Source organism: Bradyrhizobium sp. P5_C11_2, assembly GCF_054049755.1.
Genome location: NZ_JBFULT010000455.1, coordinates 1 through 6,130, shown reverse-complemented (window position 1 = coordinate 6,130; position 6,130 = coordinate 1). Strand labels below are relative to the sequence as shown.

Sequence of the window (6,130 nt, the reverse complement as noted above, 5' to 3'; positions counted from 1 at the left end):
ACCGGACGCCGCGGCAACCGGCGTCGCGCTGTCGGCCGGAACAGCCATGACCGCGGCAAAAGCGTCGGCCTCGCCGTCGCCGAAGAGATCATCACGGCCGGGTGAGCCGAGGTCGCGCGCGGTCTTGGCGAGCGTCATGCGCAGCGCTTCCGGCTTCAGCGCGTAGTTGCGCTCCAGCAGCAGTGCCGCGACGCCGGAGACATAGGCCGCCGAGAACGAGGTTCCCGACGTCATCTGGTATTTGCCGTCGGGCGCCGGCAGGAAGATGTCGACGCCGGGCGCGGCCAGCGCGATGTAATTGCCGCGGTTGGACGCGGTGAACAGCTTGTCCTGCTGGTCGGTGGCGCTGACCGCGATCACGTTGGGATTGGCGGCGGGATAGAGCGGCGGCGATTTCGCCCCGGCATTGYCGGCCGCCGCGATCAGCACCAGGCCGCGCGCGGCGGTCGCCGCGATCGCGCGCTCGATCACCGCGTCCTTCGGTCCGGCAAAGCTCATATTGACGATCTGCGCGCCGTGCTCGGCGGCGTAGTTCAGCGAGCGCAGGATGACGTAGGAGGAACTCTCGGCGCCGCCCGTGGTGCCGCCGAAGGCGCGAATGGCGATGATGCGCGCCTCCGGTGCGCTGCCCATCAGCCGCGCATGCGCCACGATGGCGCCCGCGATGCCGGTGCCGTGGATGTGCGGGCCCTCGGTGCTGACCAGCGCATCGAAATTGTCGGCGATGGAATTGGCGAGCTCGGGATGCCGGGCGTCGATCCCGGAATCGATCACCGCGACCGTGACATTGGCGCCGTGCGCCAGCGTGTGGGCCTGCGGCAGGCGCAGCTTTGCCAGCGCATATTGCGCCGGATCGCCCTCGGTCGGCGCGGACGATTTCTGGTCCTGGAGCACGTAGCGGAAATTCGGCTGGAGCGAGCGCACGCTGCCGTCGGCGGCGAATTCGCGCCGCACGGTCTCGGAGGGCCGGCCGTCGGTGATGCGGAACAGGCCGATCGTGGCACCGATCAGCGGGAAGCTCTCGGAGGCGACGCGCGTCAGGCCGTGCCGGCGCGCCAGCTCGTCGGCCTCGGTCAACGACAGCGCGCTGTCGATCTCGGCGACGAACTCGTTGGCGAAAATGCGCAGGTTCACGGCGGCCGGCGTGCCGTTGCCGCGCCCCTTGCCGGCGCTCTTCTTGCCCGATTTGCCGGCGCCGTCGCCGCCGGCGTTCGGCTGCGCAAGGCATTCGCCGTCGGCGTCGCGATAGGGCGCGGTGCAGGCCGGATAGAGGTTCGGCGAATAGCGCGCAAAAGGCAGCACCGGCGTCGGCCTTATCCGTGCCGAGATCCGAGGCGTCGTGGCGGCAATTCTGGGCGGACCGCTGTCGACGGCCACCACCCTTGCGGCAACGCCCGGGCTGACGCGCGCGGCGACGCTCGGAGAGATGGTCGGGGTGCGGGATGGGACGCTGATCGTGGGCGTGCGCATGATCGCCTGCGCGTGGGCGACCTCGATGCCGAGACAGGCGGCGAGCAGGAGCGCAGCTCCGACCGACGAAGCATAGGCCCCGGCCCGCAACTTACTCTCGGACTTGCGCGTCATGATCCCAGAGGCGCCTTACGGCGACGCGACGGCGAGGTTGACGAACTTTTCGCGCTGCATCTTGCCGAGCAGCGAGGCGAGTTCGTCCTGGCTCATCGCCTTGTCGAACTGGAGGCGGAACATGCCGCCCTTGGCTCCGTCGATGATCGAGGCCTGGTAGCTGTCGAGCAGCGAGGTGATGTCGGCCACCCGCGCCTCGGGCGTGAAGCGCACCAGCGCCCGCGCCGGCGCGGCGGCTGCTCCCAGCTCGCGCGTGATCGGGGCGCTGGTGGAGAGCGACGCAGTCTGGAAGGTGGCGGTCTGGTTCTTCATCAGCACGGCGCCGATGACACCGGCCTGGAGCAAGAGCGCGATCGCGCCGAGGCTCGCCGACCAGGCCAGCGCACGCGGCGACAGGCTCGCGAGGAATGTCGAGATGCGCGCCGACAGCGGCAGCGAACCGGTCGCCCGCGCGGGCTCGCCATCGATCGCGGTGAACAGCTTTTGCATCGCGCGCGCCGACGGAGCCCCTAAGCTCTCGTTCAGATGGATGGTCTCTTCGTACTCGCCGCGGATCGCCGCATACTGCCTGGCAAGCGCCGGATCGCGGGCGAGCGCCTCCTCGACGCGGCGGGCGTCGCGCGCGTTCAGCGTGCCGGCGGCGTGCCACGGCAGCAGCATTTCGATCTCACTGGGCTCTTGCTCCAGCATCTTCTTGCTCAAAGCCATCATGGCCAGCCTCGCTCAATGCCGGCTGCCTTCAGCAGTTCGGCCAATTTCTTGCGCGCATAGAAGAGGCGCGTCTTCACAGTGTTCTCGGGTATCCCGACGATCTCGGCCACTTCTTCCACGGACTTCTCGTGGTAGTAGACGAGATCGACGATTTCCCGATGGTCCGGCGAGAGGCCCGTCAAACACTCCCGCAACGCTTCACTGGTATCCTTCTTCTGCACCACCGTTTCCGGATCGTCGGACGTATCCTCGATCGCGTTGGCGGCTTCGTCGTCCAACTCGAAATCCTTCCTGCGCCGGAGCGCAGACAGGGCCTTGAATCGGGTGATTGCCAGTAGCCAGGTTGAAACGGCGGATCTGCCCTCGAACTTGCCGGCCTGACGCCAGACGTCGAGGAACACCTCGCTGATGAGGTCTTCGGCCGTCTGCTCGTCCCGAACGAGCCTCAGGCCGAAACGATACACCCTGACATGGTGCCGCCCGTACAGCACCTGCATGGCAAGCCGGTCGCCTTGAGCGATCCGGGCGATCAGGACCTCGTCCGAAGCCGCCTGTGTCACGCTCAAAGGCCGTCTCGCAAGGTTGGTCGGGTCGGAACGGTGGAGGGTTCGACGGYGGGCACAAGAATCTTCAACCTACCGCAGTCGTACGGGGGCCTGTGTGATCTACCCCACATCGGTACACTTTCCTGTAGCCATCCGGGGCGCCGGATCGCCCTCATCCATATTGGTAACATAATACTGAAACGTTCTCCCGCGGAAGTTCCCGCAAGTTCGCGCGATCTTACCAAGCCTCGGTCCATAACACAGCCTTGTGCAGCGTATCCTGACAGGCCCTGCGGCCCGATCGCCGGCGATCCCTAATCGCTCGCTAATTTCCCTGTCGGATCAAGGCCGTTTGCCGGTGCAGCAAGCCCGGATTCGCAGGGCAAGGATACCAAACCTAAAGGCTTGCCACGTAGATTTTTGGACCGACATCCACCAATGGCGAGACCATGACCACGGCCGCGACGTCCCTTCCGGACCGGAATGCCGCAGAAGCCGCGGAGCTCGCGTTGACCTCCGACGCGACGATGCCGGAGGTGCGCGCCCGCCGCATGCGGCAGCGCCGCCAGATGTATGCCGGCCAGGTCGTAAGCTACTCGCTCGGCGCGTCGGTTCTGCTGYTGTACGCCCATGACGGCGCGGTCGCGATGGCCGTTCCCTCGCTGTTCTGGCTCGGCGGCCTCCTGATCATCGGCGCATTCACCGTGCTGTCCGAAGCCGGCGTCGGCGACCGCCACAACGATCACTATCTCACCGTGTTCCAGATCTCGGCGCACATGGCGCTGCAGTTCGTGTTCCTGGTGTCGGTGCCGACGATCGGGATCGCCTTCATCGCCGTGCTGTTCCTGATCTTCGCGTTCGGCACGCTGCGCATGACGTCGAGCCAGGCGATGGTGACCTGGGGTCTCGCCACCTGCGGACTCGCACTCGTCTTTCTGGTCTCGGACCTGCCGATCGGACTTCCGGTCACGACCCGGCTGGAACGCGCCGCCTCGATGCTCTGCTTCGTCCTGGTGATCGGCCAGTGCGCCTTCCTCGGCCTGTTCGGCGCCACGCTGCGCAAGATCCTGTACCGGCGCAGCATCGAGCTGAAGGCCGCCTATCAGCGCATCGAGGAGCTCGCCGAGCTCGACGAGCTCACCGGCTCCTACAACCGCCGCTGCATCATGCGGCTGCTGGACGCAGAGATCGAAAAGTCGCGGCTGGCCGCCACGCCTTGCGCGATCGCGCTGATCGACCTCGACTGGTTCAAGCGCATCAACGACGCCCACGGCCACCCGGTGGGCGACGAGGTGCTGCGCACCTTCGCGATCACGATTTTCGCCAACATCCGCCCGGCGGATCGCTTCGGCCGCTATGGCGGCGAGGAATTCCTGCTGCTGCTGCCGGGAGCAGAGGGCGACGCCGCCGCGCGCATGCTCGAGCGGCTGCGCGGCATCGTCGCCGATCTCGACTGGAGCGCATTTTCCCCCGGCATGCGCGTGACAATTTCAGCCGGCGTCGTGACGCTGCGCGACAACGATACTGCCGACACATTTCTCGTGCGCGCCGACAGCGCGCTCTATTCCGCCAAGGCGCAAGGGCGCAACCGCATTGCAACGAACTGACCAATTCATTTTTCCCGGCTGCACAGAAACCGCCGCCGGACCGAACGCTCCAGGACAGGGCTATGAGATCCAGATCCGCCAAGCCATCTGAAAACCTGCTCGACGAATTGCAGGCGGCGCTCTCGCACGGCACCGTCGCGCGCCGCGTCGAGACGCTGCGACGTGTCACCGACCTCTTCGTCAACAACGCGGTGGACTATTCCGACGACCATGTCGGGCTGTTCGACGACGTATTCCAGTGCCTGATCGACCAGATCGAAACGTCGGCCAGGGTGCTGCTCGCCGAGCGGCTGGCGCCGATCGCGGCCGCGCCGCCCAAAATCATCCGCACGCTCGCGCTCGACGAGGTCATCGAGGTCGCCGGCCCCGTGCTGTCGAAGTCGGAACGGCTGGACGAGGCGACCCTGATGGAGATCGCGCGCAGCAGAGGCCAGGCGCATCTCAAGGCGATCTCGCTGCGCAGGGTGCTTTCCGAGGCACTCACCGACGTGCTGGTGACGCGCGGCAACGAGGAGGTGGTGCAATCGACCGTCGCGAACCCGGGTGCGCAGCTCTCCGAGACAAGCTTGACCGACCTCGTCACGCGCGCCGAGCGCGACGACGACCTCGCCGGCTGCATCGGCCTGCGGCCCGACCTGCCGCGCCATCACTTCCTGAAGCTGGTCGCAAAGGCCTCGCTCAGCGTGCGCAAGAAGCTCGAAGCCGCCCATCCGGAGCTGGCCGACGAAGTCGCGAGCGTGATCCAGGAAGCCGCCCAGCGGGTTCGCGCCGCCGCCATGACAAGGCAGACCGAGACCGCGCGGGCGCTGGTGAAGTCGCTGCATGACGACGGCCGTCTCAATGAACTCCAGGTCGCGGCTTTCGCCGAGCAGGGCAAGTTCGACGAGACCAACGCAGGGCTCGCCGCGCTCGCCGGCGTCCCGGTCGAGACCGCCGAGAACATGATGATCGAGAGCCGCACCGAGGGCGTGATGCTCCTCGCCAAGGTCGCGGGCATGTCGTGGCCCAGCGTGCGCGCCATCATCGCCATGCGCGAAAAACTGTCCGGCGGCTCGCAGACGGACATGCTGATGCTGCGCGATACCTACGAGGCCCTGCGCTCGTCGACCGCGCAGCAGGTGCTGCGCTTCCATCGCATGCAGCAGGCCGCGAGCTAGGTCTCAAGCGCGACGAGGTGAAGCGTTGGCGCGCTTCGGCGCCGCCGTCGTTCGCGCATGAACTCCAAGAATGCGGATCCCTCGGTCGTGACAAGGAAAGAAACGGCTCCGCTTTTTCCGCTCCATCTCCGGGTTTCGTCCCAGGGACATGCAATTCTGGCCCCCCGCCTATGGAAGCCGGCACATTTTTGCCTTACCTTCGCCTTGGAATTCGTCCTTGGGGGTGTTGTTGCGTCTAGTCAAACCCATAACACGATCAGAACTTGAGCTTTGGCGTTTTCAGAGCTTTGCAGTGTGGGGAGCGTGCGTTGGCGCCGTAGCAGCTGGCCTCTCGGCCTATCTGGTTCTGCATGCCGCCAAGCCGGACCTGGGCGCAAACCTGGCACAGGATTTTCCGGTCGTTCACGCCTCGAACAGCGACGCCATCAAACGCGCCGAGAAGATCTTCTATGCCCTGTTCTATGTGGTCGTCTCTATCGAAGCTTTTGCAGCTCTCATTCTCAGAACGTTTTTTGAAGGCCGCTCG

Annotated in this window: 6 protein-coding genes; 3 read left to right on the top strand and 3 right to left on the bottom strand. The window is 66.0% G+C overall.

All coding sequences use genetic code 11. The features are described 5' to 3' along the window. The 3 genes from ACXJL8_RS30865 to ACXJL8_RS30855 all read right to left on the bottom strand — a co-directional run. On the bottom strand, positions 1–1,584 hold a 1,584-nt coding region (locus tag ACXJL8_RS30865; protein WP_456686141.1), incomplete at its 3' end, for a S8 family serine peptidase. Positions 1,585–1,599: 15 nt separating this feature from the next. Next, complete coding sequence (locus ACXJL8_RS30860) at positions 1,600–2,295, bottom strand: hypothetical protein (protein WP_456619125.1); 696 nt, start codon at positions 2,293–2,295, stop codon at positions 1,600–1,602. After that, entirely contained in the window at positions 2,292–2,861 is a 570-nt protein-coding gene (locus ACXJL8_RS30855) for a sigma-70 family RNA polymerase sigma factor (RefSeq protein ID WP_456619126.1), read from the bottom strand. The genes ACXJL8_RS30860 and ACXJL8_RS30855 overlap by 4 nt, the downstream gene beginning before the upstream one ends. A gap of 428 nt (positions 2,862–3,289) precedes the next feature. Between ACXJL8_RS30855 and ACXJL8_RS30850 the strand changes: the two genes are divergently transcribed. The 3 genes from ACXJL8_RS30850 to ACXJL8_RS30840 form a co-directional block, all read left to right on the top strand. Then, on the top strand, positions 3,290–4,447 hold the full coding sequence (locus ACXJL8_RS30850; protein WP_456619127.1) for a GGDEF domain-containing protein: 1,158 nt from the start codon (positions 3,290–3,292) through the stop codon (positions 4,445–4,447). A 62-nt stretch (positions 4,448–4,509) separates the two neighbouring features. Beyond that, on the top strand, positions 4,510–5,604 hold the full coding sequence (locus ACXJL8_RS30845; RefSeq protein WP_456619128.1) for a DUF2336 domain-containing protein: 1,095 nt from the start codon (positions 4,510–4,512) through the stop codon (positions 5,602–5,604). 217 nt (positions 5,605–5,821) lie between these two features. Next, positions 5,822–6,130: hypothetical protein (locus ACXJL8_RS30840; RefSeq protein WP_456686140.1), on the top strand; the 309-nt coding region annotated here is incomplete at its 3' end.